Annotated in this window: 21 protein-coding genes; 11 read left to right on the top strand and 10 right to left on the bottom strand. The window is 72.0% G+C overall.

Annotation, left to right across the window (positions count from 1 at the left end):
* Nucleotides 1-93 precede the first annotated feature (93 nt).
* Nucleotides 94-939, top strand: a complete 846-nt coding sequence (locus tag ACIRPP_RS22460) for an HAD family hydrolase (RefSeq protein WP_403645636.1) — start codon at nucleotides 94-96, stop codon at nucleotides 937-939.
* 479 nt (nucleotides 940-1,418) lie between these two features.
* Here the strand turns inward: ACIRPP_RS22460 and ACIRPP_RS22455 are convergent, their stop codons facing one another.
* The gene (locus ACIRPP_RS22455) at nucleotides 1,419-2,282 is read right to left on the bottom strand and encodes an oxidoreductase (RefSeq protein WP_403645633.1); all 864 of its coding nucleotides are present in this window, start codon (nucleotides 2,280-2,282) and stop codon (nucleotides 1,419-1,421) included.
* A 101-nt stretch (nucleotides 2,283-2,383) separates the two neighbouring features.
* On the opposite strand from ACIRPP_RS22455, the gene ACIRPP_RS22450 reads away from it, so the two are divergent.
* Nucleotides 2,384-3,364 carry an ATP-binding protein gene (locus tag ACIRPP_RS22450; protein WP_403645630.1) on the top strand — a complete coding sequence of 327 codons (981 nt, stop codon included), beginning with the start codon at nucleotides 2,384-2,386 and terminating at the stop codon, nucleotides 3,362-3,364.
* A gap of 143 nt (nucleotides 3,365-3,507) precedes the next feature.
* Here the strand turns inward: ACIRPP_RS22450 and ACIRPP_RS22445 are convergent, their stop codons facing one another.
* A complete protein-coding gene (locus tag ACIRPP_RS22445) occupies nucleotides 3,508-4,770 on the bottom strand; it encodes a hypothetical protein (RefSeq protein WP_403645627.1) in 1,263 nt (420 codons plus the stop codon).
* 343 nt (nucleotides 4,771-5,113) lie between these two features.
* On the opposite strand from ACIRPP_RS22445, the gene ACIRPP_RS22440 reads away from it, so the two are divergent.
* The 6 genes from ACIRPP_RS22440 (at nucleotide 5,114) to ACIRPP_RS22415 (ending at nucleotide 13,627) form a co-directional block, all read left to right on the top strand.
* Entirely contained in the window at nucleotides 5,114-7,537 is a 2,424-nt protein-coding gene (locus tag ACIRPP_RS22440) for a SulP family inorganic anion transporter (protein WP_403645624.1), read from the top strand.
* Nucleotides 7,538-7,724: 187 nt separating this feature from the next.
* Complete coding sequence (acs, locus tag ACIRPP_RS22435; protein WP_403645621.1) at nucleotides 7,725-9,680, top strand: acetate--CoA ligase; 1,956 nt, start codon at nucleotides 7,725-7,727, stop codon at nucleotides 9,678-9,680.
* Between the two features lie 381 nt (nucleotides 9,681-10,061).
* Nucleotides 10,062-11,498, top strand: a complete 1,437-nt coding sequence (gene nhaA, locus ACIRPP_RS22430; RefSeq protein ID WP_403645618.1) for a Na+/H+ antiporter NhaA — start codon at nucleotides 10,062-10,064, stop codon at nucleotides 11,496-11,498.
* Nucleotides 11,499-11,863: 365 nt separating this feature from the next.
* A complete protein-coding gene (locus ACIRPP_RS22425) occupies nucleotides 11,864-12,352 on the top strand; it encodes a phage holin family protein (RefSeq protein ID WP_403645615.1) in 489 nt (162 codons plus the stop codon).
* Complete coding sequence (locus ACIRPP_RS22420; protein ID WP_164338524.1) at nucleotides 12,349-13,314, top strand: alpha/beta fold hydrolase; 966 nt, start codon at nucleotides 12,349-12,351, stop codon at nucleotides 13,312-13,314. The genes ACIRPP_RS22425 and ACIRPP_RS22420 overlap by 4 nt, the downstream gene beginning before the upstream one ends.
* A gap of 127 nt (nucleotides 13,315-13,441) precedes the next feature.
* On the top strand, nucleotides 13,442-13,627 hold the full coding sequence (locus ACIRPP_RS22415; protein WP_164338525.1) for a hypothetical protein: 186 nt from the start codon (nucleotides 13,442-13,444) through the stop codon (nucleotides 13,625-13,627).
* A gap of 111 nt (nucleotides 13,628-13,738) precedes the next feature.
* Here the strand turns inward: ACIRPP_RS22415 and ACIRPP_RS22410 are convergent, their stop codons facing one another.
* From ACIRPP_RS22410 to nth, 3 genes are all read right to left on the bottom strand, one after another.
* A complete protein-coding gene (locus ACIRPP_RS22410) occupies nucleotides 13,739-14,938 on the bottom strand; it encodes a MarP family serine protease (RefSeq protein ID WP_403645611.1) in 1,200 nt (399 codons plus the stop codon).
* A gap of 123 nt (nucleotides 14,939-15,061) precedes the next feature.
* Nucleotides 15,062-15,754, bottom strand: a complete 693-nt coding sequence (locus ACIRPP_RS22405) for an NUDIX hydrolase (protein WP_403645608.1) — start codon at nucleotides 15,752-15,754, stop codon at nucleotides 15,062-15,064.
* Between the two features lie 409 nt (nucleotides 15,755-16,163).
* Complete coding sequence (gene nth, locus ACIRPP_RS22400) at nucleotides 16,164-17,273, bottom strand: endonuclease III (RefSeq protein WP_403645605.1); 1,110 nt, start codon at nucleotides 17,271-17,273, stop codon at nucleotides 16,164-16,166.
* Between the two features lie 344 nt (nucleotides 17,274-17,617).
* Between nth and ACIRPP_RS22395 the strand changes: the two genes are divergently transcribed.
* Nucleotides 17,618-18,292 (top strand): Crp/Fnr family transcriptional regulator, encoded by a 675-nt coding sequence (locus ACIRPP_RS22395; protein WP_164334673.1) that lies wholly within the window; start codon nucleotides 17,618-17,620, stop codon nucleotides 18,290-18,292.
* An 85-nt stretch (nucleotides 18,293-18,377) separates the two neighbouring features.
* Here ACIRPP_RS22395 and ACIRPP_RS22390 read toward each other — a convergent pair whose 3' ends face one another.
* The 4 genes from ACIRPP_RS22390 to ACIRPP_RS22375 form a co-directional block, all read right to left on the bottom strand.
* Nucleotides 18,378-19,208, bottom strand: coding sequence for an MBL fold metallo-hydrolase (locus ACIRPP_RS22390; protein ID WP_403645602.1), 831 nt, complete (start codon nucleotides 19,206-19,208; stop codon nucleotides 18,378-18,380).
* Entirely contained in the window at nucleotides 19,205-20,086 is an 882-nt protein-coding gene (locus tag ACIRPP_RS22385; RefSeq protein ID WP_403645599.1) for an NUDIX hydrolase, read from the bottom strand. Before ACIRPP_RS22385 ends, ACIRPP_RS22390 begins: the two co-directional genes overlap by 4 nt.
* 369 nt (nucleotides 20,087-20,455) lie before the next feature.
* Complete coding sequence (locus tag ACIRPP_RS22380) at nucleotides 20,456-20,923, bottom strand: RidA family protein (protein WP_403645596.1); 468 nt, start codon at nucleotides 20,921-20,923, stop codon at nucleotides 20,456-20,458.
* On the bottom strand, nucleotides 20,920-21,081 hold the full coding sequence (locus tag ACIRPP_RS22375) for a DUF4177 domain-containing protein (protein ID WP_003975360.1): 162 nt from the start codon (nucleotides 21,079-21,081) through the stop codon (nucleotides 20,920-20,922). The genes ACIRPP_RS22380 and ACIRPP_RS22375 overlap by 4 nt, the downstream gene beginning before the upstream one ends.
* Nucleotides 21,082-21,445: 364 nt before the next feature.
* Between ACIRPP_RS22375 and ACIRPP_RS22370 the strand changes: the two genes are divergently transcribed.
* Both ACIRPP_RS22370 and ACIRPP_RS22365 read left to right on the top strand, forming a co-directional pair.
* A complete protein-coding gene (locus ACIRPP_RS22370; protein WP_403645593.1) occupies nucleotides 21,446-22,423 on the top strand; it encodes an ArsA family ATPase in 978 nt (325 codons plus the stop codon).
* 187 nt (nucleotides 22,424-22,610) lie between these two features.
* Nucleotides 22,611-24,083 (top strand): ArsA family ATPase, encoded by a 1,473-nt coding sequence (locus ACIRPP_RS22365; RefSeq protein ID WP_403645590.1) that lies wholly within the window; start codon nucleotides 22,611-22,613, stop codon nucleotides 24,081-24,083.
* A 461-nt stretch (nucleotides 24,084-24,544) separates the two neighbouring features.
* On the opposite strand, the gene wblA is transcribed toward ACIRPP_RS22365, so the two are convergent.
* Nucleotides 24,545-24,883, bottom strand: coding sequence for a transcriptional regulator WblA (wblA, locus tag ACIRPP_RS22360; RefSeq protein ID WP_403645905.1), 339 nt, complete (start codon nucleotides 24,881-24,883; stop codon nucleotides 24,545-24,547).
* Nucleotides 24,884-24,928 lie beyond the last annotated feature (45 nt).

Genomic DNA, 24,928 nt, shown 5'->3' with positions numbered 1-24,928 from the left:
GGGCCGGGTTAGCACGGTCGCGAACGATCCGTGACTTCCATGGTGTACCCGAGAGCCTTCTCAGGCAAACCCACGCGCCACACCTTACGCCGAATGGGCTGCGCCTATGCTCGGGGCGTGGAAAACCACTCCTTGCCCCGCACAGCGGCCTTCTTTGATCTGGACAAGACGGTCATTGCGAAGTCGAGCACGCTCACGTTCAGCAAGTCCTTCTACCAAGGCGGTCTGATCAACCGCAGGGCGGTCTTGCGTACCGCATATGCCCAGTTCGTCTTCCTGGCCGGCGGCGCCGATCACGACCAGATGGAACGCATGCGCAAGTACCTGTCCGCGCTGTGCCGCGGCTGGAACGTGCAGCAGGTCAAGGAGATCGTCGCGGAGACGCTGCACGATCTCATCGACCCCATCATCTACGACGAGGCCGCCACCCTCATCGAGGAGCACCACTCGGCGGGCCGGGACGTGGTCATCGTCTCCACCTCCGGTGCCGAGGTGGTCGAGCCGATCGGCGAACTGCTCGGCGCGGACCGGGTCGTGGCCACCCGCATGGTGGTGGGCGACGACGGCTGCTTCACCGGGGAGGTGGAGTACTACGCGTACGGCCCGACGAAGGCCGAGGCCGTGCGGGAGCTGGCCGAGTCCGAGGGGTACGACCTCGACCGCTGCTACGCCTACAGCGACTCGGTGACCGACGTGCCGATGCTGGAGGCCGTGGGGCATCCGCACGCGGTGAATCCGGACCGGGCGCTGCGCCGTGAGGCCCTCACGCGTGAGTGGCCGATCCTGGACTTCCACCGTCCGGTGCGCCTCAAGCAGCGCCTGCCCGCCCTGTCCGTGCCGCCGCGCCCCGCGCTCGTGGCCGCCGCCGCCATAGGCGCGGCCGCCGCCACCGCGGGACTGGTCTGGTACGCCAGCCGGCGACGGGCGACCGTGGCCTGAGCGCGCGTCACCGGCGGGAATTGCGCGTGCCGCCCGGCGCTTCGGAGCCCGCGAGCGACCCGGGCGCGAACTCGGAACGCACTGCGGAATTACGCGCCCGATTGACACGCATTTGAACCCAAAAGTAAAGAAGTGCGGCCAGGACTTCCGCTTCCTTCGGACCTGGAGTACAAAGGATTTACGGCCCGCGAGACCAGGGACATCCGAGAGGATCACCCACACCACGCATCAGGCCCCACGGACCGAGCATGGCCACCAGGCACCCACGCGACGTCGACCCGTCGATTACGGGCCAGCCGCACCAGGTGACGGGCAAAGTACCCGACCTGATGGGCACATAACGAGGACGCTTGGTAACCCGGTGGACATGCCAGCGGCGGTACGAGTATTCGTACCGCCGCATCTCTGTGCCACCACCCCCGGACACCCGCGCGTCCGGGCCGCCCGCGCGCGAGGGCCGGCGCGCGGCCGCTCCGGCGTCAGGCCGCTCCGCGCTGCAGGGCCTCGCACACCGCCGTCGACTCGCGCGCCCCCAGTTCGATCGCGCGCCCGCAATGGGCGATCCAGGCGGCCATGCCCTCGGGGGTGCCCGACACGTAGCCCTCCAGGGCCGTCAGATACGCCTCGCGGCCCAGCTCGGCATGGCCCACCTCTGCCGGGCACACCGACTTCGGGTCCAGCCCGCTGCCGACCAGGACGATCCGCTCGGCGGTGCGGGCGACCAGGCCGTTGTGCGAGACGAAGGGACGCAGCGCGAGGAGTTCGCCGTGCACCACGGCGGCCGTCACCAGCGCGGGGGCGGACCCGCCCGCGATGATCAGGTCCGACAGGCCCTCCAGCCGCCCGTGCGCCTCCGCCGCGCCGGGCACGGGCAGCCCGATCCCCGGCTCCTCGACCTGCTCCCCCTCCCTGCGGGGACGGCCGACGAACTCCGCCTTGTCGGCGGCGGCCACCAGGTGGAGCCGGGCCAGCACCCGCAGGGGCGACTGCCGCCAGATGGACAGCAACTGCCCCGCCTCGGCGGTCAGCCGCAGCGCCGCACCCACCGTGCGCGCCTCGTCGTCGCCGCTGAAGTCGGTGCGTCGCCTCACCTCCTCCAGGGCCCAGTCCGCGCCCCCGAGCGCGGCCGAGCCGCGGGCGCCGCGCAGCGCCGCCTCGGACGTGATCTCGTTGCTGCGCCGCCGCATGACCCGGTGCCCGTAGACCCGGTCGACGGCCTTGCGCACGGACTCCACCGAGTCGGCCACACCGGGCAGGGAGCCCAGGGCCGCCAAGGGATCTGCGCCGCCCGCGCTCTGGCGGGAGCCGGACGGAGGACCAGCGGACGCACCTGTCGTACTCATGGGTACGACCCTACGCACCCCGAGCGTCCGGCCCACCTTGGAGTGGTCTTCTTCACGCCGGTTTGCCACATGCAGCTATCACGCCACTACGCTTGGTGAACATGAAAATTGGTTTCGTTGGGAAGGGCGGCAGCGGGAAGACCACGCTGTCGTCCCTGTTCATCCGCCATCTCGTGGCCGAGGGAGCCTCGGTCCTGGCGGTCGACGCGGACATCAACCAGCATCTGGGGGCCGCCCTCGGCCTGACCGAGGAGGAGGCCGCCGCGCTGCCCGCGATGGGTGAGCACCTGCCGCTGATCAAGGAGTACCTGCGGGGCACCAACCCACGCATCGCGTCGGCGGCGACGATGATCAAGACGACGCCGCCCGGTGAGGGTTCCCGGCTGCTGCGGGTGTGCGAGGACAACCCCGTCTACGACGCCTGCGTCCGCCCCGTGGAACTCGACGGCGGTGCCGCCCGTTTGTTGGTCACCGGCCCCTTCACCGACGCCGACCTGGGGGTGGCCTGCTACCACTCCAAGACCGGGGCGGTGGAGCTGTGCCTGAACCACCTGGTGGACGGCCCCGGCGACTACGTCGTGGTGGACATGACGGCGGGTTCGGACTCCTTCGCCTCCGGCATGTTCACCCGCTTCGACCTCACGTTCCTCGTGGCCGAGCCGACCCGGAAGGGCATCTCCGTCTACCGCCAGTACAAGGAGTACGCCCGCGACTTCGGCATCGCCCTGAAGGTCGTCGGCAACAAGGTGCAGGGGCCGGACGACCTCGACTTCCTGCGGTCCGAGGCCGGGGACGACCTGCTGGTGACGGTGGGGCACTCCGACTGGGTGCGTGCGCTGGAGAAGGGCAGCCCGCCCCGGTTCGACCTCCTGGAGGAACCCAACCGCCGGGCCCTGTGCGTGCTGCGCGAGGCCGTCGACGCGACCTACGCACGGCGCGACCCGGAGCGCTACATGCGCCAGATGGTGCACTTCCATCTCAAGAACGCCCAGTCGTGGGGCAACGAGCGCACCGGGGCCGACCTGGCGGCGCAGGTCGACCCCTCCTTCGTGCTCGGTGAGAGCGTCACCGCCACCGCGTGAACGGCCCGCCCCGGGAGGCGTCCCGGGGCAGCCGCACCTGCCGGCACCGCATCGGCCGGCGCCGCGTATGCCGGCGCCGCGTCTGCCGGCACCATTCCGGCCGGAACGGTCCGGCCGGAACGGTCCGGCCGGTGATCAGCCGGTCAGTCCTTCGCCGCCGGGGCCCCGGGAACGCCCTTCGGGGCCGGGGCGGGGGCCGCAGCCAGGAAGGTCTTCCAGTCCTTCTTCGGGGCCTCGCCCACGCCCAGACCGCGCAGCTTGTCGAGGGTCTTCGGGTCCTGGGCGTCCAGCCAGTCGACGAGCTGGCGGAAGGAGACGCAGCGCACCTCGGACTTGGTGCAGACCGTCTCGACGACCTCCTCCACGGCCCGCATGTAGGTGCCGCCGTTCCAGGACTCGAAGTGGTTGCCGATGATCAGGGGCGCCCGGTTGCCGTTGTAGGCCCGGTCGAAGCCACGCAGCAGGGAGTCCCGCATCTCGTCACCCCACTGGTCGTGCTTGGCGGGGTCGCCCTGGGTGGTCGTGCCGGACTGGTTGACCATGTAGTTGTAGTCCATGGACAGCGTCTCGAAGGACCGCCCGGGGAAGGGCACCAGTTGGAGCGAGAGGTCCCACAGGCCGTCCTTCTTCTTCGGCCAGACCTGGTTGTTCACGCCGCTGGTGTCGTAGCGCATCCCCAGGTCGCGGGCGGCCTTCATGAAGTTCTTCTGGCCCTCCAGGCAGGGGGTCCGGGCGCCGATGAGCTCCTTGTCGTAGTCGAAGGGCAGCGGGGCTGCGTTCTTCACGCCGGTGTTGGTCTTCCAGGTCTTCACGAACCACTTGGCCTGGGAGATCTCGTCCTTCCAGTCCGCCACCGACCACTCGCCGACGCCACCGCCGCTGCCGCAGAAGTGGCCGTTGAAGTGGGTGCCGATCTCGTTGCCCTCGAGCCACGCGAGGCGAAGCTGCTTCACCGTGTCGGCGATGCCCTGCGCGTCGTTGAAGCCGATGTCGGAGCGGCCGGGGGAGTGCTGCGGCGGGCGGTAGAGGTCGCGCTTCTCCTCCGGCAGCATGTACACGCCGCTCAGGAAGTACGTCATGGTCGCGTTGTTCTCCTTGGCGACCTTGCGGAAGTGCGAGAAGAGCTTCTGGCTGTCCTCGCCCGCCCCGTCCCACGAGAAGACGACGAACTGCGGCGGCTTCTCGCCCGGTTTCAGCCGCTCGGGCTCGGTCAGGTGCGGCTGGGCGCCGGTGTAGGCGGTGGATCCGTCGCCGATCAGCCGGACCACGTTCTTCGGTGCCGGGGCCGGCTTGGCCTTCTCCCGTTCCTTTCCGGTGTTCTCGGTGTCGGTCCCGCAACCGGCGAGTGAGGCGGCGCAGACCGCGACGATCACGGCGCCCGCTGCGATCCTGTGGGTGGCGGCCATCTTCCGCCCACCTTCTTCCTTCTCTCGGACCAACCCTGGTGAGGGCGATGTCTGGTGCTGCCACGGCCACTCCGGCAGCGCCGCCAACGTCGCACGCGAGCGAGAAGGAATTAGTACGACAAGCCGATGAAATGGGCACTTCACCCCCGTGAGTGATTCCTTGGGCTGTATGCCGGGAAAGTCACTATCTGCCTTTTACTCCGAATTACGATCCGTTTACCGCTAGTTGGGAGTGTGTGCGCACCCGCCCGCCGTTGCGCCGCTGTGCCCACGGCCGTGATCAGCCCCGCCGCAGCGCGGAGCACCCCGTTCCGCGACCGCGCAGACCCGAGGAGACGGGAACATGTCAGCCTGCGTCCCCGCCCGCGCCGCCGACCTGAACCGGACCGAGCGCGCCCACCCGCCCCACAGCCCGCCGCCGACCGGACCGCGCCGCCTGCGCATCGCGGGCGCCGACGTGTCGGCCTCGGTCGCGGTCTTCCTCATCGCCCTCCCCCTGTCCCTCGGCATCGCCCTCGCCACCGGCGCGCCGCTCCAGGCCGGCCTGGTCGCCGCCGCCGTGGGCGGTCTCGTCGCCGGACTGCTCGGCGGTTCGCCCCTCCAGGTCAGCGGCCCGGCCGCCGGGCTCACCGTCGTCACCGCCGACCTCATCCAGCGCTACGGCTGGCGCACCACCTGCGCCATCACCGTCCTCGCCGGCCTCGCCCAGCTCGGCCTGGGCTGTCTGCGGGTGGCCCGCGGCGCGCTCGCCGTCAGCCCCGCGATCGTGCACGGCATGCTCGCCGGCATCGGCGTCACCATCGCCGTCGCCCAGGTGCACATCGTCCTCGGCGGCACCCCGCAGAGCTCCGTGCCCGACAACCTCCGCGCGCTGCCCGCCCAGTTGGCGGACTTCGACCCGGCCGCGGTCTCGGCGAGCCTGCTCACCCTGACGCTCCTGATGTTCTGGCCACGGCTCCCGGGCCGGATCGGCCGCTTCCTGCGCAGGATCCCGGCCGCGCTCGTCGCCGTCACCGGGGCCACCGCCGTCGCGTCCGCCGCGGGCCTCGCCCTGACCCAGGTCGACCTGCCGTCCTGGCGCAGCCACGCCCTGGCCGGTCTGCCCGAGGGGCCCGTACTCGGCCTCGTCGCCGCCGTCCTCACCACCACGCTCGTGTGCAGTGTGCAGTCCCTGCTCGGCGCGGTCGCCGTCGACAAACTGGCCTCGGCGCGCCCCGGCCCGCAGCACGTCAAGCGCTCCGACCTGGACCGCGAACTCCTCGGTCAGGGCGCCGCCAACATCGTCTCCGGGTCCCTCGGCGGCCTGCCCGTGGCGGGGGTCGCCGTGCGCAGTTCCGCGAATGTGCGCGCCGGTGCCGTGAGCCGGAACTCCACGATGCTGCACGGCGTTCTCGTAGTGATCGCCGCGCTGCTGATGGTCCCTCTCCTGGAGCTCATCCCGCTCGCCTCGCTCGCCGCCCTGGTGATGGCCGTCGGCATCCAGATGGTGTCCCTACACCACATCCGCACGGTGACCCGCCACCGCGAGGTCCTCGTCTACGCCGTCACCACCCTCGGCGTGGTGTCCCTGGGCGTCCTGGAGGGCGTCGTCCTGGGCATCGCCGTGGCCGTCGCCGTGGCACTGCACCGTCTCACCCGTACCCGCATCACGCACGAGGAGAAGGGAGGCACCCATCACGTCCACGTCCGCGGGCAGTTGACGTTCCTCGCCGTACCGCGTCTGAGCCGGGCCCTGCACCTCGTCCCGCCGGGGGCCGACACCGTCGTGGCGCTGGACGGGTCGTTCATGGACCACGCCGCGTACGAGGCGCTGCACGACTGGCAGAGCACCCACCGCGCGCGGGGCGGCACCGTGGAGATCACCGGCCGCCGTGCCGGCTTGCGGATCGCCGAGCCGGGGGAGCTCGCCGGGCACCCCACACCCGGCGGGCGGCAGACCGGCAGCACCCCGGACGGCGGCTGCCGCTGCCGGCCCTGGACGGCCTGGCGCAACCACCAGTGCGAGCGGCCGACGACCGAGCCCCTTCCCGACACCGCGCCGCAGCCGGCCGACGGGAACCGGCCGGAGCCGGAAGGAGGCCACGCGCGCGAGCTGGTGCGAGGCATCAGCGCGTTCCAGCGGGACACCGCTCCCCTGGTGCGCGAGGAGCTCGCCCGGCTGGCACGCGAGGGGCAGCGGCCCGCGCAGCTGTTCCTGACCTGCGCCGACTCCCGGCTGGTCACCTCGATGATCACCGCCAGCGGTCCGGGTGACCTCTTCGTGGTGCGCAACGTGGGCAACTTCGTGCCGCCGCCCGGCGAGGAGAGCGGCGACGATTCGGTGGCGGCCGCCATCGAGTACGCCGTGGAGAAGCTGGCGGTCCGGTCCATCACCGTGTGCGGGCACTCCGGCTGCGGGGCGATGCAGGCGCTGCTCGACTCCCGGCCGCAGGGCGCGTGCACCCCGCTGGGCCGGTGGCTGCGGCACGGCCGGCCCAGCCTGGAGCGTCTGGGCGGCACGCACGGACCGGGCGAGCGGCTGGCCGGGAGCACACCCGCCGACGCGGTCGAGCGGCTCTGCCTGAGCAACGTGGTCCAGCAACTGGACCACCTGGGCGCCCACCCGTCGGTCGCCCGTGCCGTGAAGGACGGACGGCTGGAGGTGCACGGGATGTACTTCGACGTGGCCGAGGCCCAGGCGTACCTGCTCACGGACGCCGACGGCACACGGGTCTTCGACCGGGTCCGGGCGGCCGATCTGCCAGGTGAGGGGTCCCTTCCGGTGTGAGGGGCGTTACACACCCTGAACCTCCGAGCCCCGGCGTCCGTGGGTACCGGTGACCCCCTGGCCGCGGAAGCATCCGATCACCGCAATAGGTCTAAACCATTTTGCCGTCGACCCTTGTCATGACACCCCCGGTTCTGATGAGCTGTGGCCTGGGACACAACGGACACCCCCGGGAAAGGCAGATGCCGTGAGCAACGAAAGCCTGGCCAACCTTTTGAAGGAGGAGCGTCGCTTCGCGCCGCCCGCTGACCTGGCCGCCAACGCCAACGTCACGGCCGAGGCGTACGAAAGTGCCAAGGCTGACAGGCTCGGCTTCTGGGCCGAGCAGGCCCGCCGGCTGACCTGGGCCAAGGAGCCCACCGAGACGCTCGACTGGTCGAACCCGCCGTTCGCCAAGTGGTTCCAGGACGGCGAACTCAACGTCGCCTACAACTGCGTCGACCGCCACGTCGAGGCCGGCAACGGTGACCGGGTCGCCATCCACTTCGAGGGAGAGCCGGGCGACAGCCGCACCCTCACCTACGCCCAGCTCAAGGACGAGGTGTCCCGGGCGGCCAACGCCCTGCGGGAGCTGGGTGTCGAGAAGGGCGACCGGGTCGCCGTCTACCTGCCGATGATCCCCGAGGCCGTCGTGGCGATGCTGGCCTGCGCCCGCATCGGCGCCGCCCACTCCGTGGTCTTCGGTGGCTTCTCGGCCGACGCCCTCGCCACCCGCATCCAGGACGCGAACGCCAGGGTCGTCATCACCGCCGACGGCGGCTACCGCCGCGGCAAGCCCTCCGCGCTGAAGCCGGCCGTGGACGAGGCGGCCGGCCGGGCCGACATCGTCGAGCACGTCCTCGTCGTCCGCCGCACCGGCCAGGACGTCGCCTGGACCGAGGGCCGCGACGTCTGGTGGCACGACCTGGTCGGCAGGCAGAGCAGCGAGCACACGCCGGAGGCGTTCGGCGCCGAGCACCCGCTGTTCATCCTCTACACGTCCGGCACCACCGGGAAGCCGAAGGGCATCCTGCACACCTCCGGCGGCTTCCTCACCCAGACGGCGTACACCCACTGGTCCGTCTTCGACCTCAAGCCCGAGAAGGACGTGTTCTGGTGCACGGCCGACATCGGCTGGGTGACCGGTCACTCGTACATCGTCTACGGCCCGCTGGCCAACGGCGCGACCCAGGTCATGTACGAGGGCACGCCCGACACCCCGCATCAGGGGCGCTTCTGGGAGATCGTCCAGAAGTACGGCGTGACCATCCTCTACACCGCGCCCACCGCGATCCGGACGTTCATGAAGTGGGGCGACGACATCCCCGCCAAGTTCGACCTGTCGTCGCTGCGGATCCTCGGGTCCGTGGGTGAGCCGATCAACCCCGAGGCGTGGATCTGGTACCGCAAGAACATCGGCGGGGACCGCACCCCGGTGGTGGACACCTGGTGGCAGACGGAGACCGGCGGCATCATGATCTCGCCACTGCCCGGGGTGACCGACGCCAAGCCCGGCTCCGCCCAGACCGCGCTGCCCGGCATCGCGGCGACCGTCGTCGACGACGAGGGCAACGAGGTGCCCAGCGGCGGCGGTGGCTACCTCGTCGTCACCGAGCCGTGGCCGTCGATGCTGCGCACCATCTGGGGCGACGACCAGCGGTACATCGACACCTACTGGTCCCGCTTCGAGGGCAAGTACTTCGCGGGCGACGGTGCCAAGCGGGACGACGACGGCGACATCTGGCTGCTCGGCCGGGTCGACGACGTGATGCTGGTGTCGGGGCACAACATCTCCACCACGGAGGTCGAGTCGGCGCTCGTCTCCCACCCGTCGGTCGCCGAGGCGGCCGTGGTCGGTGCGGCCGACGAGACGACCGGGCAGGCGATCGTCGCCTTCGTCATCCTGCGCGGCACAGCGGCGGAGACCGAGGACCTGGTCGCCGAGCTGCGCAACCACGTCGGTGCCACCCTCGGCCCGATCGCCAAGCCCAAGCGGATCCTGCCGGTGGCCGAGCTGCCGAAGACCCGCTCGGGCAAGATCATGCGCCGTCTGCTGCGGGACGTCGCGGAGAACCGCCAGCTCGGTGACGTCACCACGCTGACCGACTCCACGGTCATGGACCTCATCCAGGCGAAGCTGCCGCAGTCGCCCAGCGAGGACTGAGCAGACCCGGCAGCATGACCGGCAGCACTGTCGACGGAGGGCACCCGGCTTCACCACCGGGTGCCCTCCGCCGTTCCGGGGTGCCCGCGGGCGGACCTTGGTGCGCTGCGGCACATCCTGGCCCTCCGGCGGACCGCCGGACATGGCGGCCACGCTCCGGGACACCCGGACGGCGCAGTGCTTCGCCGTCCGCGGGCGGCGGCCCATGACCGCCGCCCGCCACCGAGGCCGGCCGCAGGCCCCCGCCCCGGGCCCCTTGTGTGCGCTCGCCGAGCCGGTCGCTAAACTGGCCGAAAAGACGAGCTGCAGGCTCTTTCATGGAGCGCCGGGAAGTCTGGTCGGCACACGATTCGTGCTGCCCACCGATCAGAGGAACCACCCGTGACCCCGCCCCGCACCCCCAGCCCCCGCAAGGCTTTCGGCCGCCTCTCGCTGCCCGAGCGCACCTACATCACGGACGCGCTGCGCACCGAGACCGTCGGCGGTGTGCTGCTGCTCCTCGCCGCCGTCGCCGCCCTGGTCTGGGCGAACATCCCCGCACTGGGCGACAGCTACACGAGCGTGAGCGACTTCCACTTCGGCCCCGAGGCACTCGGCCTCAACCTCTCCGTGGCGCACTGGGCCGCCGACGGCATGCTCGCGATCTTCTTCTTCGTCGCCGGTGTCGAACTCAAGCGCGAACTCGTCGCAGGCGACCTCCGCGACCCCAAGGCCGCCGCGCTCCCGGTCGTCGCCGCGCTGTGCGGCATGGCCGTACCCGCCATCGTCTACACGATCACCAGCTCGGCCGGCGGCGGCTCGCTGGCCGGGTGGGCCGTGCCCACCGCCACCGACATCGCCTTCGCGCTCGCCGTGCTCGCCGTGATCGGCACTTCGCTGCCGAGCGCCCTGCGCGCCTTCCTGCTCACGCTGGCCGTCGTCGACGACCTCTTCGCGATCCTCATCATCGCGGTCTTCTTCACCGAGAGCCTGAACTTCGCCGCGCTCGGCGGCGCCGCCCTGGGCCTGGGCCTCTTCTGGTTCCTGCTCCGCAAGGGCGTGCGCGGGTGGTACGTCTATGTGCCCCTCGCGCTGGTCATCTGGGGACTGATGTACAACAGCGGCATCCACGCCACCATCGCGGGTGTCGCCATGGGCCTGATGCTGCGCTGCCACCGCCGCGAGGGCGAGGAGACCTCCCCGGGCGAACGGGTCGAGCACCTGGTCCGGCCGCTGTCGGCGGGCCTGGCGGTGCCGCTGTTCGCCCTGTTCAGCGCCGGTGTGGCGGTGTCCGGCGGCGCGCTCGCCGAGGTGTTCACCAGTCCGGAGACCCTGGGTGTCGTCCTCGGTCTCGTCGTCGGCAAGACGATCGGCATCTTCGGCGGGACGTGGCTGACCGCCCGTTTCACCCGGGCCTCGCTCAGCGACGAGCTCGCCTGGGCGGACGTCTTGGCCGTGTCGGCCCTCGCCGGCATCGGCTTCACCGTCTCGCTGCTCATCGGTGAACTCGCCTTCGACGGCGACGCGTCGATGACCGACAGCACCAAGGCCGCCGTCCTGACCGGTTCGCTGATCGCCACCGCCCTGGCCACCGTGCTGCTGAAGCTGCGCAACGCCAAGTACCGCAGGATGGCCGAGGTGGAGGAGCGCGACGAGGACTTCAGCGGCGTACCGGACGTCTACGAGGAGGACGATCCGGCGTACCACCTGCGCATGGCGGAGATCCACGAGCGGAAGGCCGAGGAGCACCGGCGACTGGCCGAAGAGAAGGCCGCCGCCCGCCACGGGCTTGCCGAAGTGCCGGGCGGGGCAGGCGAGGAGCACGACCGTCCGGCATGATCTGACGAGACGGTACAAAAGTCGGGAGCACACCGTCCGGCAGCAAGCGGTCGGCCCTCGGGCCCGGGCGCTCGCAGTCGGACACGAACGGTCGGAGTGCGACAGCCGGACCGGTCGGACCGGATCGGCCACCGCACAGGCCGGGACGGACCCACCGGCCTGGGCGGACGCCGCACCGGGCCCGTCGGACGGTACGGCCAACGGTCCATCGGGCCGCAACGGCCGACGGCCGGAGGGGCCGGCACGACCGCCGGTGCCGGCCGGTGCACGCACGACCGGCCCGGCACCACCCGACTCGGACCGTCGGACGGCAGACTGCACCGTGGCCACGGCACGCAGTACGTACGCAGAAGAGGGAGACCGCGATGAGCGCACCCGACGGCAGCCCGGTCGGAGCCGAACGCAGCGTCGGACAGCTGTTCGCCTCGGCGACGGCGGACATGTCGGCCCTGGTGCACGACGAGATCGCGCTGGCGAAGGCCCAGCTCAAGCAGGATGTCAAGCGGGGAGCGGCGAGCGGCGGGGCCCTGTCCCTGGCCGGGCTGATCCTGGTGTTCTCCCTGCCGATGCTGAACTTCGCGCTGGCGTACGGCATCCGCACCTGGAGCAACTGGAACCTCGCGCTCTGCTTCCTGCTGTCCTTCGCGGCGAACGTGCTCGTCGCGCTGGTCCTCGCACTGATCGGCATCGTCTTCGCGAAGAAGGCCAAGAAGGGCCGCGGCCCGCAGAAGGTCGCCGCCTCGGTGAAGGAGACGGCGGGCGTGCTGCAGAAGGCCAAGCCGCACCCGCGGCCCGCCCTGCCGCAGGACCGGGGCCCCGAAGCCATCGAGGCTGTGGCACGCTCGTCCTCATGACGGGCTCCTCCACGCCTCCGGCGCAGTCCCCCTCGGCGCAACCCGCCTCGGTCGTCCGCATCGACGTCCCCGGCGGCGCCGAGGTGACCCACCGGGACGTCGCCGCCAACGGCGCCCGCTTCCACATCGCGGAAGTCGGTGACGGCCCGCTGGTGTTGCTGCTGCACGGCTTCCCCCAGTTCTGGTGGACCTGGCGGCACCAGATGACGGCGCTCGCCGACGCGGGCTTCCGTGCCGTCGCCATGGACCTGCGGGGCGTCGGCGGCAGCGACCGCACCCCGCGCGGCTACGACCCGGCCAACCTCGCGCTGGACATCACCGGGGTGGTCCGCTCCCTCGGCGAGCCGGACGCCGCCCTGGTCGGTCACGACCTGGGCGGATACCTGGCGTGGACGGCCGCCGCGATGCGGCCCAAGCTGGTCCGGCGGCTGGCGGTCGCGTCCATGCCCCACCCCCGGAGGTGGCGCTCCGCCCTGCTGGGCGACGTCCGCCAGTCGGCCGCGCTGTCCCACATCTGGGGGTTCCAGCGACCCTGGGTGCCCGAGCGGCAGCTCACGGCCGACGACGGGGAACTCGTCGCCCGGCTCATCCGGGAGTGGTCCGGGCCGCGCCCGGCCGACGAAGAGGCGCTGGACGTCTACCGCCGCGCCATGTGCATCCCCTCCACGGCACACTGCTCGGTCGAGCCGTACCGCTGGATGGTGCGCTCCCTGGCCCGCCCGGACGGCATCCAGTTCAACCGCCGGATGAAGCGGCCGGTGCGGGTGCCCACCCTGCATCTGCACGGCTCCCTCGACCCGGTGGTGCGCACCCGGAGCGCCGCCGGCTCCGGGCAGTACGTCGAAGCCCCCTACCGCTGGCGGCTGTTCGACGGACTCGGGCACTTCCCGCACGAGGAAGACCCGGTCGCCTTCTCCACCGAACTGATCAATTGGCTGAAGGATCCGGAACCCGATCGGTAACCGGAACGACACGGCTCGCACGTTCGCGTGAACACTCGCTCCACGAACGGCCACTTGCCCGGCGCATAGGCCAATTGGAGGCGCGTGGGGCGGTTATCGACCATGTGTCAGGGGCAGACGTCGGGGTATGGGCTGGACGCACGACTACAGTGACGCAGGCCGCAATCGCCGTTCGGCGAGCGGTGTGGGCTCTCACCAGCGAGGCGGTGCACCGCAGATGGCAGCAGAGAGGGATCCCCGGGTGGGCATTCCGCGCATCCTGCGCCGCCGGGCGCGCTGGGTCTCCGTCCGCCTGCGTCATCCACGGGGCTGACCGCCCGGACGCCCGCACCGGCGTTCCGATCCCCTCTGGGCCTCTGCTCCCCCCGGAGCGCACAGGTACCGCTCCGCGCAACCGGAACGCGCGGCCGTCCCTCCGGGCCGGCTACAGCGCGCAGTTGTCGCTGTCGACCTGCTGGTTCGCGGTGCGCCCCTTGGCGATGTCCTCCTGGATCTCGTCCGCGGTGAGCGCGTACCCCGTCTCCGCGTCGTCCAGCGACTTCGCGAAGACCACGCCGTAGACCTCGCCCTCGGGCGTCAGCAGGGGGCCGCCGGAGTTGCCCTGACGCACCGTCGCGTAGAGGGAGTACACGTCGCGGCGGACCGTGCCCCGGTGGTAGATGTCCGGGCCGTTGGCCGTGATCCGGCCGCGGACCCGGGCCGAACGGACGTCGTACGCACCGTTCTCGGGGAAGCCGGCGACGATCGCGCTGTCCCCGCTGCTCGCGTCCTCGTCCGCGAACCGCAGTACGGGCGCCTTCAGGTCGGGCACGTCGAGGACGGCGATGTCGCGCTCCCAGTCGTAGAGGACGACGGTCGCGTCGTACTTCCTGCCCTCGCCGCCTATCTGCACGGTGGGTTCGTCGACGCCCCCCACGACGTGTGCGTTGGTCATGACCCGGCGTTTGTCGAAGACGAAGCCGGTGCCCTCCAGGACCTTGCCGCAGCGCACCGCGGTGCCCATGACCTTGACGATGGAGCGCTGCGCGCGGGCGGCCACCGGGCTGCCCGCCAGTGCCGGGTCGGGAGGCCGGACGTTCTTGATCGGCTCGTTGGCGAACGGGCTGAAGACCTGCGGGAAGCCGTTCTGCGCGAGGACGGACGAGAAGTCGGCGAACCAGGTGTCGGCCTGGTCGGGCAGCGCCCGCGAGACGCCGAGCAGCACCTTGGAGCCGCGGACCTCCTTGCCGAGCGTCGGCAGCGTCGTCCCGGCGAGGGCCGAGCCGATCAGCCAGGCCACCAGCAGCATCGCGACCACGTTGACCAGGGCGCCGCCGGTGGCGTCGAGCGCACGGGCCGGGGACCAGGTGATGTAACGGCGCAGCTTGTTGCCGAGGTGCGTGGTCAGGGCCTGCCCGATGGACGCGCAGACTATGACGACGACGATCGCGACGACAGCGGCGGTGGTGCTGACCTCGGCCTTGTCCGTCATCGCGTCCCAGATGACGGGCAGCACGTAGACGGCGACGAGACCGCCGCCCAGGAACCCGATCACCGACAGGATGCCGACGACGAACCCCTGGCGGTAGCCGACGACCGCGAACCACACGGCGGCGACCAGCAACAGGATGTCCAGCACGTTCACCGATTCAAGCCTCGCCTCGTCATTCCGGTCGGTCCCGCACGGCCGGAATCCGGGAGCGAGGGCAGGGTGGGCACACCGCCGCCGTCGCAGGCCCCCGAAGAGCACGGCACGGCGACCAGCCTGTCATGACCGCGAGTCCAGCGGGACCTGCTTGTCCCGGTTCCACGGACGCTCCCACCCCGCGAAATGCAGCAGCCGGTCGATGATCCCGGCCGTGAACCCCCACACGACGGCGGATTCGACGAGGAACGCGGGGCCGCGGTGGCCGCTGGGGTGGACCGTGGTGGCACGGTTGGCCGGATCGGTGAGATCCGCCACGGGAACCTTGAAGACGCGCGCCGTCTCGTTCGGATCGACCACCCCGACCGGGCTCGGAGCGCGCCACCAGCCCAGCACCGGGGTCACGACGAAGCCGCTGACCGGGATGTACAGCTTCGGCAGCGCGCCGAACACCTGCACACCGGCCGGATCGAGTCCGGTCTCCTCCTCGGCCTCGCGGAGCGCGGCCCGCAGCGGCCCGTCGGCCTGCGGATCGCCGTCCTCGGGGTCGAGGGCGCCGCCGGGGAAGGCAGGCTGGCCCGCGTGCGAACGAAGGGAACCGGCCCGCTCCATCAGCAGCAGCTCCGGGCCACGGTGCCCCTCGCCGAACAGCACGAGGACGGCGGACTGGCGTCCCGCGCCGTCCTCCGGGGGCAGGAAGCGGCTCAGCTGTCTGGGCGCGACCGTCTCCGCCGCCCGTGCCACCGGGTCCAGCCAGGGAGGCAGCCCGTCCTTCCGGAACGCAACCCGGTCGTCCCGGGCCCCGCTCACATGCATCTGCGCCACCCCCGGCGTCCGAGCCCGCCCCGGGCCGCGCCCTCCAGCCGGGCCGGGTGTGCCGACGGGTCCGCGTGTGCCGGCCGGGGCGCGTCTGCCTGCCAGTCCGCGTGTGCCGACCGGGCTGCGTGTGCAGGCCGGAGCACAGCGCCCGGGCGCCGCGCGGTCTCCCGGTGGAGCACGGTGCGCTCGGCGCCGCAGCCGGGCACGGTGCCCCGCCGCCGTCGGTCCCGCCGCTCAGCGACCCCGGGTCTCTGCCCGGAGGGATGTTCGTACACGCCCACCCCCACGCTCACGTCCACCTCCACACCGATGTCCGCATCCAGGTCAGCGGCCGAGGCCGCGTTCCCTGGGGTCAACGCCCGACGGCCCCGAGTTCGTTCCTCGGACCGCCGCCGCGCGTGGCACGTCATCCGGCGCCCAGGGGCGGAGCGGGCCGTCCACCCGCGTCCAGGTAGGCCTGCGGTGGGTTCAGACGCTGGCCCGGCAGGCCGGCCTTCTCGTACTTCAGCAGCTTCTTCGCCTTCTCCGGCTCCGTCTCGCCCTCGCCGTACGCCGGGCACAGCGGTGCGATCGGGCAGGCCCCGCAGGCGGGCTTGCGGGCATGGCAGATCCGGCGGCCGTGCCAGATCACGTGGTGCGACAGGTCGGTCCAGTCGCTCTTGGGGAAGAGCGCGCCGACGGCCGCCTCGATCTTGTCCGGGTCCGTCTCCTCGGTCCAGCGCCAGCGGCGCACCAGGCGCTGGAAGTGCGTGTCGACGGTGATGCCGGGACGGCCGAAGGCGTTGCCGAGCACGACGAAGGCGGTCTTGCGGCCCACGCCGGGCAGCTTGACGAGATCCTCCAGCCGGCCCGGCACCTCACCGCCGAAGTCCTCCACCAGCGCCTTCGACAGCCCTATGACCGACTTGGTCTTGGCCCGGAAGAAGCCGGTGGGGCGCAGGATCTCCTCCACCTCCTCCGGGTTGGCCGCGGCCAGGTCCTCGGGGGTGGGGTACTTGGCGAACAGCGCCGGGGTCGTCTGGTTGACGCGCAGGTCGGTGGTCTGGGCCGACAGCACCGTGGCGACGACGAGTTGGAAGGGGTTCTCGAAGTCCAGCTCCGGGTGGGCGTACGGGTAGACCTCGGCGAGCTCGCGGTTGATCCGCCGGGCACGGCGCACCAGCGCGGTGCGGGACTCGCCCTTGGCCGGGGTGACGACCGTCCTGGTCTGCGCGCCCTTGACGGCAGCCGCCGCCTTCTTGGGCGCGACGACCACCTTCCTCGCCGACGGTGCCTTCTTCACGGGCGGTGCCTTCTCGGCGGTGGAGGCACTCTTGGCAGCGGCGGTCTTCTTAGCGGTGGGGGCCTTGGGGGCCTTCTTGGCAGCGGCGGCCTTCTCGGCGGTGGGGGCCTTCTTGGCGGCGGGAGTCTTCTTGGCGGCGGGAGTGTTCTTCGCAGCCGACGGCTTCTTCGCGGCCGGTGACTTCTCCGCTCCGGTCCCGTCGGACTTCGGGCGGCTGGCGGCGCCCTTCTTCACCGGCGCATTCGTGGCCGCTTCGGCCGATTCCGCGGATTCCCTACCGCCATCGGGACCCTGTTCGCCCACAGCGGAATCACGACGTACCTCCACCCGCGCAGCCCCCTCGGCCTGTGCTCTCACCGGCTATTTGGACACCCGGCCAGCCTACGGCCCGGCACCGACATCCGCCCCGGACCCTGAAGATCGGCGCCCAATTGGACCCCTGCCGCGTACCCCGGCAGGACGGTGCGGCATCCTTGTGACAGATCACACTGTTTGGACTGTCCGGCAAAATGGGCACCACGGTCCCCTGGTAAGTGGGGGAACAAGATCCCCTGAGCAGGTCGACAAGGAGAGAACTCGTGGACGACGTTCTGCGGCGGAACCCGCTCTTCGCGGCGCTCGATGACGAGCAGGCCGCGGAGCTTCGCGCCTCCATGAGTGAGGTGACCCTGGCGAGGGGCGACTCACTCTTCCACGAGGGCGACCCGGGTGACCGGCTCTACGTGGTCACCGAGGGCAAGGTCAAGCTCCACCGCACGTCGCCCGACGGCCGCGAGAACATGCTCGCCGTCGTCGGCCCCGGGGAACTGATCGGCGAGCTGTCGCTCTTCGACCCCGGGCCGCGCACCGCCACGGCGACGGCGCTGACCGAGGTCAAGCTGCTCGGTCTCGGCCACAACGACCTGACTCCGTGGCTGAGCGCCCGCCCCGAGGTCGCCACGGCCCTGCTGCGGGCCGTCGCCCGCCGGCTGCGCAAGACCAACGACGCGATGTCGGACCTGGTCTTCTCCGACGTGCCGGGCCGTGTCGCGCGGGCCCTGCTGGACCTCTCGCGCCGCTTCGGCGTGCAGTCCGAGGAGGGCATCCACGTCGTCCACGACCTGACGCAGGAGGAGCTGGCCCAGCTGGTCGGCGCCTCGCGCGAGACGGTCAACAAGGCCCTGGCGGACTTCGCCCAGCGTGGCTGGCTGCGCCTCGAAGCCCGCGCGGTGATCCTCCTGGACGTCGAGCGCCTCGCCAAGCGCTCGCGCTGACGCCCGGCGCCCCCGCGCGCTGACGCCCGGCGCCCGGGCCGGCCGGGCCGGGACACACCGGGCCGGGCCCGGTCGCACCGCCCCGCTAGATCAGACCGTGCTCCTGGAGGTACTCCAGTTGCGCCCGTACGGACAGTTCCGCGGCGGGCCACAGGGAGCGGTCGACGTCGGCGTACACGTGGGCGACGACCTCGGAGGGCGTGCGGTGGCCGTTCTCGACGGCCGTCTCCACCTGCGCCAGCCGGTTGGCGCGGTGGGCCAGGTAGAACTCCACGGCTCCCTGCGCGTCCTCCAGCACCGGCCCGTGCCCGGGCAGGACCGTGTGGACGCCGTCGTCGACGGTCAGCGAGCGCAGACGGCGCAGCGAGTCCAGGTAGTCGCCGAGACGGCCGTCCGGGTGGGCCACGACAGTCGTGCCGCGGCCGAGGACGGTGTCGCCGGTCAGCACGGCCCGGTCGGCCGGCAGGTGGAAGCACAGGGAGTCCGAGGTGTGCCCGGGCGTGGGCACCACGCGCAGTTCCAGGCCGCCCACCGTGACGACGTCCCCTGCGGCCAGGCCCTCGTCGCCGAGGCGCAGCGCCGGATCCAGCGCGCGGACGTGCGTGCCGGTCAGCTCGGCGAAGCGGGCGGCGCCCTCCGCGTGGTCGGGGTGGCCATGGGTCAGCAGGGTGAGCGCCACGCGCTTGCCGGCCTGCTCGGCCGTCTCCACGACGTGCCGCAGGTGCCCCTCGTCCAGGGGGCCCGGGTCGACCACGACCGCCAGGTCGGAGTCGGGTTCCGCCAGGATCCAGGTGTTGGTGCCGTCAAGCGTCATGGCCGAGGCGTTGGGTGCCAGGACGTTGACCGCGCGGGCGGTGGCGGGCCCGGAGAGGACCCCGCCGCGCGGCTGGCCGGGCAGTGCTGCGGCGTCCGTCATGCGGGGCCCCCACCGTTCGGGATGTGCTTGGTGAACTCGTCGTGTCCCGGCCAGGCGAGCACGATCCGCCCCTCCTCCAGGCGCGCGGTGGCCAGCACCGGCGTGAGATCCCGCTCGGGCGCCACGGTGAGCGCCTCCGCCACCGTGTCGTACGCCGTGAGCTGGCGCAGGGTCGCGATCGTCGGCGGCATCATCAGCAGCTCACCCCGGTCGTAGCCGGCGGCCGCCTCGCGCGGGGTGATCCACACCGTGCGGTCGGCCTCCGTCGAGGCGTTCCGGGTGCGCTGGCCCTCGGGGAGCGCGGCGACGAAGAACCAGGTGTCGTAGCGGCGCGACTCGAACTCGGGGGTGACCCAGCGCGTCCAGGCGCCCAGCAGGTCCGAGCGGAGCACCAGCCCGCGGCGGTCCAGGAACTCGGCGAAGGACGTCTCCCGCGCGACCAGCGCCGCCCGGTCCGCCTCCCAGTCCTCGCCGGTCGTGTCGCCGACGACCGAGTCCGGGGTGGGCCCGGCGAGCAGCACACCGGCTTCCTCGTAGGTCTCCCGCACGGCCGCGCACACGATCGCCTGGGCCCCGGTCTCGTCGACGCCGAGCCGATCGGCCCACCACGCGCGCGAGGGCCCCGCCCAGCGCACGTGCCGGTCGTCGTCCCGCGGGTCGACGCCGCCGCCGGGGTAGGCGTAGGCGCCGCCGGCGAACGCCATGGAGGCGCGTCGGCGCAGCATGTGGACGACCGGGCCCGAGCCGGTGTCCTTCAGGAGCATGACGGTGGCCGCGCGCTTGGGCACGACCGGCGTGAGACTGCCGTCCGTGAGCGCACGGATCCGGTCCGGCCACTCAGGGGGGTACCACTGCCCATCGGCCTGCACATTCGCCATGGCCGGAGGCTATCCCGTGGCGGGCGGATGTTCGAGTGCCTCTTGGGCGGCGGGCGGCAGCCCGAGGGGACGACGGGCAGCAGCCGGACAGGACGGCAGGCGGTAACCGGCCCCGGAGAGGAGGGGCGGGCGGCAGCGGGGAGGACGACGGGCGGCAACCGGCCCCGGAGAGGAGGGGCAGGCGGCAGCGGGAGAGCACGGGCGCGGCCTGCGCGCCCGCTGTCCTCCGCGCCACCGCGCACGTCGGGGACCACGGCGACGCCCCAGGCCCAGCCCCGGCCCCGGCCCCGGCCCCGGGCCCAGCCTCAGGCCCACGGCCTCTCGAGGCTCTGTGGGCCTTCGGCGGGCCGTGGGGAAGGCGGGGAGGGCCTACGCCTCGGTCAGCTCCACCTGGATCTCGACCTCGACCGGCGCGTCCAGCGGCAGGACCGCGACGCCCACCGCGCTGCGCGCGTGGACGCCCTTGTCGCCGAGGACCTCGGCCAGCAGCTCACTGGCACCGTTGATGACGCCGGGCTGGCCCGTGAAGTCCGGGGCGGACGCCACGAAGCCGACCACCTTGACCACGCGTGCGACGCGGTCCAGGTCACCGGCGACGGACTTGACGGCAGCGAGGGCGTTCAGCGCACACGTGCGCGCCAGGTCCTTCGCCTCCTCCGCCGTCACCTCCCCGCCGACCTTGCCGGTGATCGGCAGCTTGCCGTCCACGATGGGCAGCTGGCCGGACGTATAGACGTACCGGCCCGACACCACAGCCGGCTTGTACGCGGCGAGCGGAGGGGTGACCTCCGGCAGGCTCAGACCGAGCTCGGACAGCTTCGCCTCGACCGCGCTCATGCCTGCTTCTCCCGCTTCAGGTAGGCCACCAGCTGCTCGGGGTTGTTCGGCCCGGGCACGACCTGGACGAGCTCCCAGCCGTCCTCGCCCCAGGTGTCCAGGATCTGCTTCGTGGCGTGGACGAGCAGAGGCACAGTCGCGTATTCCCACTTGGTCATGGCGCCGACTCTAACCCCTGCCGCGACCGCCCTCGCCGCCACGGGACGGCAGCGGCCGGCCACCGGGCGGCAGCGACCCGTGACAGCCCCTGACGACCCGCGCGCGGACGCGGGGAACGGCGGCCGGAGAAGTCGCTCAGGACGACGGCCGGAAGGACTGGCTGGGAGGGCACGCGCGACGGCGTCGGGGGGCGCTCGCGACGACGCGCGTGACAGCGGCGGAAGGGCACCCGCGACGACGCGCGCGAGGGGTGGCAGGGAGGACGCGCGTGAGGGCGGCAGGACGGCGGCTCGGGGGACGCGGGGTGGTGCAACTGTCACCCGGAGCCGCCGGGGCGCGCGGAGAACAATTAGGCTCGAAGGCGTGAGCAGGCTCCAGGTCGTCAGTGGCAAGGGCGGTACCGGCAAGACCACGGTGGCCGCGGCCCTCGCGCTGGCCCTGGCCACGGAGGGGAAGCGGACGCTTCTCGTCGAGGTCGAGGGCCGCCAGGGCATCGCACAACTCTTCGAGACGGAGGCGTTGCCGTACGAGGAGCGGAAGATCGCCGTCGCGCCCGGGGGCGGGGAGGTGTACGCCCTCGCCATCGATGCCGAACGCGCCCTTCTGGACTACCTCCAGATGTTCTACAAGATGGGCAGCGCAGGGCGCGCCCTGAAGAAGCTCGGTGCGATCGACTTCGCCACCACCATCGCGCCGGGCGTGCGGGACGTCCTGCTGACCGGCAAGGCGTGCGAGGCGGTGCGGCGCAAGGACCGCGGCGGGCGGTTCGTCTACGACTACGTCGTGATGGACGCCCCGCCGACCGGGCGCATCACCCGCTTCCTCAACGTCAACGACGAGGTCGCCGGGCTCGCCAAGATCGGGCCGATACACAATCAGGCGCAGGCCGTGATGCGCGTGCTGAAGTCCCCGGAGACGGCCGTGCACCTGGTGACACTGCTGGAGGAGATGCCGGTCCAGGAGACGGCGGACGGCATCGCCGAGCTGCGCGCGGCCCGGCTGCCCGTGGGGCGGATCATCGTGAACATGGTCCGGCCGGCGGTGCTGGAGGAGGCGGACCTGGAACTCGTGGAGAGGGTCCCGCGTTCTTCCCTTGCGCGGTCACTGTCGTCCGCCGGCCTCGGCGGGGCGCGGCGCGGTGGGCATGCCGAGCGGCTGGTGGACCCCCTGCTCGCCCAGGCGGAGGAGTACGCCGAGCGGTTCGCGCTGGAGACGGAACAGCGCGCCGTCCTGGCGGACCTCGGCCTGCCCCTGCACGAACTCCCGCTGTTCGCGGAGGGCATGGACCTGGCCGGCCTGTACCAACTGGCGCGGAATCTGCGCGGGCAGGGCGTGTCATGAGCGCTGCCCTCGGGTACGCGGGCACGGCCCGTGCCGTAACCCCGGGCTGGGGCGGCCTCGGCCCGTCGGCTTCGGCACGGGGCACCCGGCCCGCCGCCCCGGCCGTGCCGGGGTCCGAGCCGGTGCGGGTGCCAGTGCCCGTGCCCGTGCTCGTAGTCAGCCGTACGTACCGGAAGCAGGGGATGTCATGAGCCGTAGTCCGGAGCCGTCGCCCGGTCGCGCGGACGCGCAGGCGCCCGACGCGGTCCGTCAGCACCTCTCCCCCACGCGGACGCTCGACGTCGACCCCCTGCTCGAGGACCCCGGCACCCGGATCGTGGTCTGCTGCGGCTCGGGCGGCGTCGGCAAGACCACCACGGCCGCGGCGCTCGGCCTGCGCGCGGCGGAGCGGGGACGCAAGGTCGTGGTCCTCACGATCGACCCGGCCCGTCGCCTCGCCCAGTCCATGGGCATCGATTCGCTCGACAACACCCCCCGCCGGGTCAAGGGCATCGACGACTCCGCTGGCGGCGAACTGCACGCGATGATGCTCGACATGAAGCGCACCTTCGACGAGATCGTCGAGGCGCACGCGGACCCGGAGCGGGCCGCCGCGATCCTGAGCAACCCCTTCTACCAGTCGCTCTCCGCGGGCTTCGCCGGCACGCAGGAGTACATGGCGATGGAGAAGCTGGGCCAGTTGCGTTCGCGCGACGAGTGGGACCTGATCATCGTCGACACCCCGCCCTCCCGCTCCGCGCTGGACTTCCTGGACGCGCCCAAGCGGCTCGGTTCTTTCCTCGACGGCAGGCTGATCAGGGTGTTGCTGGCGCCGGCGAAGGTCGGTGGCCGGGCGGGCATGAAGTTCCTGAACGTCGGCATGTCGATGATGACCGGTGTCCTGGGCAAGCTGCTCGGCGGTCAGCTGCTGAAGGACGTCCAGACGTTCATCGCGGCCATGGACTCCATGTTCGGCGGATTCCGGACGCGCGCGGACGCCACGTACAAGCTGTTGCAGGCGCCGGGCACGGCTTTCCTCGTGGTGGCTGCGCCGGAGCGGGACGCGCTGCGGGAGGCCGCGTACTTCGTCGAGCGGCTCGCCGCGGAGGACATGCCGCTCGCCGGCCTGGTCCTCAACCGGGTGCACGGCAGCGGCGCCGACACGCTGTCGGCCGAGCGGGCGCTGGCCGCCGCGGAAAATCTTGAGGACTCCGGCATTGTGGATCAGGAGGACGGGAAAGCCTCTCTTCGTAACTCCCCCGACCCGTACGACAGTTCAGGAAATCCAGACCGTCCGGCCAGTCCAGCGGCTCCGGAGCCCTCTCCCGCTTCCGGAGCAGCAGTACCCGCCGACCGCGACTCAGGCTCCCCCGCCGCCGCGGACGACACCACGCACGACCCCACGGACGCGGCTACGGGCGACATCGCCGACGACGCGGAGCGGTCCGTCGACCGGATCACCGCCGGGCTGCTCAGGCTGCATGCCGAGCGCATGCAGTTGCTCTCGCGTGAGCAGCGGACGCGGGACCGCTTCACCGCGCTGCATCCGGAGGTGGCTGTGACGGAGGTGGCCGCGCTGCCCGGCGATGTGCACGACCTCGCCGGCCTGCGGGACATCGGTGACCGGCTCGCCGGCAACAGCCCGGAGCTGCCCGAGACAGAGCCGGAGGCGACCGCCTGACACCCCGGCGGACAGCACGGCGAACCCGGACGAGCCGCCGGCGGCTGACGGCGCCCTGAACACCCCTGGGCGGCCCGACAGTCCGGGACGCCCACCGGCACACCTCCGCACACCCGGGCGACCAGCGACCAGACCGGCCGAACGGCAGAGCACATCACTCGAACCGGTGCAATTCCGCACAATCCCGACATCGCTCGACCGTGCCCGACCGCCGACGGACGGGCGCAGGGCCGTGATCTGCGGCCGCACCGGACGGCCTTGCCTGACGGCCTGCCGGGCGACCGCGCCCGTCAACCGCGTCGACCGGCCGCTGCACCGCCTGCACGGCGTTCATCGCCGGCACCGTCTGCGCCGTTCGGGCGCCATCCTCGCCATCGACCGCAGTCCACGGCCACGCCCATGACCGCGACCGCGGCCGGGGCGGAAGGCCGGGACGGAGGCCCCCCGAGGGCCCTCGTCCGTCAGCCCACAGCCGCGTAGTTCTCGTACACCTCGTCCTCACCGAGCGTCACGACGCCCGCCCCGCGCTCGTACTCCGTGCGCGCGGTCTCCAGCAGCCGACGCCAGGAGGTCACGGTCGGCCGGCGGCGCAGCAGTGCGCGGCGCTCACGTTCCGTCATGCCTCCCCACACGCCGAACTCGACGCGGTTGTCCAGTGCGTCGGCGAGACATTCCGTGCGTACCGGGCATCCGGTGCACACCGCCTTGGCCCTGTTCTGCGCTGCTCCCTGAACAAACAGTTCATCCGGATCGGTAGTGCGGCAGGCAGCCTGCGCACTCCAGTCGGTAACCCAGCCCATACCGGCGCCGTCCTCTCCCGAATCGAGGCTCCCCCACGGCGGCAG

The organism is Streptomyces sp. NPDC101219, from assembly GCF_044767675.1.
GTDB lineage: Bacteria > Actinomycetota > Actinomycetes > Streptomycetales > Streptomycetaceae > Streptomyces.
This window is presented reverse-complemented; position numbering and strand designations above follow the sequence as displayed.

Excerpts from the sequence above, each read along its gene's own strand:
- ACIRPP_RS22460 (WP_403645636.1), top strand. The coding sequence starts at position 94 with ATGGGCTGCGCCTATGCTCGGGGCGTGGAAAACCACTCCTTGCCCCGC.
- ACIRPP_RS22455 (WP_403645633.1), bottom strand. The coding sequence starts at position 2,282 with ATGAGTACGACAGGTGCGTCCGCTGGTCCTCCGTCCGGCTCCCGCCAG.
- ACIRPP_RS22450 (WP_403645630.1), top strand. The coding sequence starts at position 2,384 with ATGAAAATTGGTTTCGTTGGGAAGGGCGGCAGCGGGAAGACCACGCTG.
- ACIRPP_RS22445 (WP_403645627.1), bottom strand. The coding sequence starts at position 4,770 with ATGGCCGCCACCCACAGGATCGCAGCGGGCGCCGTGATCGTCGCGGTC.
- ACIRPP_RS22440 (WP_403645624.1), top strand. The coding sequence starts at position 5,114 with ATGTCAGCCTGCGTCCCCGCCCGCGCCGCCGACCTGAACCGGACCGAG.
- ACIRPP_RS22425 (WP_403645615.1), top strand. The coding sequence starts at position 11,864 with ATGAGCGCACCCGACGGCAGCCCGGTCGGAGCCGAACGCAGCGTCGGA.
- ACIRPP_RS22420 (WP_164338524.1), top strand. The coding sequence starts at position 12,349 with ATGACGGGCTCCTCCACGCCTCCGGCGCAGTCCCCCTCGGCGCAACCC.
- ACIRPP_RS22415 (WP_164338525.1), top strand. The coding sequence starts at position 13,442 with ATGGGCTGGACGCACGACTACAGTGACGCAGGCCGCAATCGCCGTTCG.
- ACIRPP_RS22405 (WP_403645608.1), bottom strand. The coding sequence starts at position 15,754 with ATGCATGTGAGCGGGGCCCGGGACGACCGGGTTGCGTTCCGGAAGGAC.
- ACIRPP_RS22390 (WP_403645602.1), bottom strand. The coding sequence starts at position 19,208 with ATGACGGACGCCGCAGCACTGCCCGGCCAGCCGCGCGGCGGGGTCCTC.
- ACIRPP_RS22385 (WP_403645599.1), bottom strand. The coding sequence starts at position 20,086 with ATGGCGAATGTGCAGGCCGATGGGCAGTGGTACCCCCCTGAGTGGCCG.
- ACIRPP_RS22380 (WP_403645596.1), bottom strand. The coding sequence starts at position 20,923 with ATGAGCGCGGTCGAGGCGAAGCTGTCCGAGCTCGGTCTGAGCCTGCCG.
- ACIRPP_RS22375 (WP_003975360.1), bottom strand. The coding sequence starts at position 21,081 with ATGACCAAGTGGGAATACGCGACTGTGCCTCTGCTCGTCCACGCCACG.
- ACIRPP_RS22365 (WP_403645590.1), top strand. The coding sequence starts at position 22,611 with ATGAGCCGTAGTCCGGAGCCGTCGCCCGGTCGCGCGGACGCGCAGGCG.
- wblA (WP_403645905.1), bottom strand. The coding sequence starts at position 24,883 with ATGGGCTGGGTTACCGACTGGAGTGCGCAGGCTGCCTGCCGCACTACC.